A 2446-nucleotide genomic window follows, 5' to 3' on the forward strand; every position below is an offset into this window, starting at 1 on the left:
GGCAGAGGAAGAGACAAAAATCTCGCCGTAAAGCGGATGGGGAAACCCCACCCGCCTGCGCGGTGGGGTAGTTCATGGTTGCAGCTTGGCTTTCTTGGCCAAGCAAGGCACAACTTTTCCCCCGCAGAAGAGAAAGTTGGGTATGTTTTGAGGATCCCTTCCCCGTTTTTCATGTCCTACGCTCGCCGCTACTTGCGTTTTCCCTCTCCGATCTTGGGCCGGGAAATGGAGATGCTCCACTTTGGGCATCACGGCTACCCGCTCATCTGTCTGCCCACCAGCAACGGGCGTTTTTTCGACTTGGAAGATCGCGGCATTATCGCCAGCCTCGGCCATCATCTGGAACAGGGCTATTTGCAGGCTTTTTGCGTGGAAACCCTGGATTGGGAGACCTTGTTCAACCGCGAGCTGGACGTGCCCCAACGGCGGGATCGCTGGCTGTTGCTGGAGCAGCACTGGGTAGAAGAGCTGATCCCCTATGCCAAAGCAGAAGCACAAAATGACTTTCTGGTGGTGGCAGGCTTCTCTCTGGGGGCCACCCACGCCGTCAACCTCACCTGTCGGCACCCCGGCCTGGTGCGCCGTTGTCTGGCGCTGGGAGGGCCCTACGATGTGGCTGCTCTCGGCCCCATCACCGGCTGGGATCCCCAGCAGGCGGAGCAGGAGCTGTACTTCATCAACCCCTTGGCTTACATGTCCAACATGAGCCGACAACTCTGGGATCAACTGGGCGGGCAAAATACCGAGCTAAAACTGCTCACCGCCCACCGGGATCACTGCCTCAACGACAACCTGCGCCTGGCAGAAGTCCTCCGCCGCAACGACATCCCCCATCACCTGGAGGTGTGGGAAGGGGATCACGACTGGCCCACTTGGCAAGCCCAAATCCGCGCCTTCGCGTAGGATCCCTTGCAGAGGATTGAGAGAGCTTTTGATGAGGGAGCCTGGATGATCGAAGACTACTGGGTTGGCAGCCTGCACTTCAGCGAGCCTTTTGGGGACGACACCCTGGCCCGCCTCAACGCTCTTCCCCCCGTTCAAGCCCACAACGGCCAAGCCTACAAGATCCGGGCGGAACATGTCACCATCCACGAGGTGAACCTGGATTACCGCACCAAGTACCGCCTCATCCTAGACCGCTTCAGCTACCTTTACCCCCAAGCAATTGGCCTGTTCATGGGCTTTGCCTTCAGGGGAGTATACATCATCAACAACCCCTTCAGCTTTTACTACTACTTGCGCAACAAAGATGCCGCCTACATGGTGGTCAAGGAGCTGGGGATCTCCATTCCAAAGACTTACATTCTACCTCCCAAGGAAGCTCCGGCTTTGAAAACAGAAGACTTTAAGTATCACAAGTTTTTCGATTGGCAGGGGATGGCAGAAGATCTCGGCTGGCCAATTGTCATCAAACCGGCGGAGGGACGGGAGGCCATCGGGGTCGAAATTGCCTATAACATGGAGCAGCTCCTCTACTTTTACGACCGCTCCGGATCCCAGGTGATGATGCTCCAGGAGAAGGTTAAAAGCCCCTATCCCTGGCAGATTCGCGCCCTCTGCATTGGCCGAAAGATCATCCCCATTAAATACATCTTTCGCAAGTTCGATGCCAGCGAGTACTTATTTGATCCAGAGTTTCTCACGCCAGAGATGGGCAAAAAAGTTATCGATACGTGCCGGATTATCAATCGGGCGTTGGGCTATGAAATGAACTCGGTGGAGCTGTTTATCGACGAGCAAGGGGAGCTGCAAGCCATTGACTTTAACAATCCGGTGCCCGATGGCCGCCTCAAGGCTTTGGGGGAGATTTTTTACAACGATTACCAGCAGGCCCTTTGCGATTTGGTCGTAGATATTGTGCGGGAACAGCGGCCTTTCGACTTCTTGCCCCCAGATGTCAACCGCTTTGCCCAGATCGCCCGGCAGGCCGACCTCACCCGTGAGCAGAAGTTTCAGATGGCTCTGGAATTGGCCAACCACTACTACGAGCCCAGGGATCGCGAATAAAATACGTTAACAAAGGTACCCTCTGGCGCCGGGTCGAGGAGCAGTTCTCTGTTTTCCAATCTTGTACATATTATGTGGGTTAAGCAGGCAAGCAAGCGCAGGGATCCTGTCCCGTGTTGAACTTAAAGGCGGCGGATCCTCTCTGCAAGGAGTATGGGGACAGCCAAGCTGACGCGGCTGCAGGGCGAGTTGGTCTATCTGGGCAGGCAAATGTCAACCGGCTTGAAATGGCGCTGGTGCCACGATATTCGCGAGATCCCGGCGGTTGCCTGGCACACTTTGCAGACGGAGCGCACCTCTCCTTTTTTGGAATACGAATGGCTGCACAGCTTAGAGGCTTCCGGTTGTGCCAGCCGCAACAAGGGTTGGTTGCCCTGTCACCTGTTGGTGGAGTCGGGGGGGCAATTGATCGCCGCTGCCCCCTTGTATTTGAAAAGCC

3 protein-coding genes are annotated in these 2446 nt (G+C 55.9%); all 3 read left to right on the forward strand.

All coding sequences use genetic code 11. From position 1 onward, the window contains the following. Window positions 1-171: 171 nt before the first annotated feature. Window positions 172-903: an alpha/beta hydrolase-fold protein gene (locus tag NW857_RS08290; RefSeq protein ID WP_414337128.1), complete on the forward strand. Its 732-nt coding sequence runs from the start codon at window positions 172-174 to the stop codon at window positions 901-903. 45 nt (window positions 904-948) lie between these two features. Continuing rightward, on the forward strand, window positions 949-2007 hold the full coding sequence (locus tag NW857_RS08295; protein WP_414368635.1) for an ATP-grasp domain-containing protein: 1059 nt from the start codon (window positions 949-951) through the stop codon (window positions 2005-2007). Between the two features lie 153 nt (window positions 2008-2160). Then, a partial coding sequence (locus NW857_RS08300) for a peptidogalycan biosysnthesis protein (protein WP_414368636.1) occupies window positions 2161-2446 on the forward strand: 286 nt, incomplete at its 3' end.

It is taken from the genome of Synechococcus sp. H55.9 (assembly GCF_047462355.1).
Classification (GTDB): domain Bacteria; phylum Cyanobacteriota; class Cyanobacteriia; order Thermostichales; family Thermostichaceae; genus Thermostichus.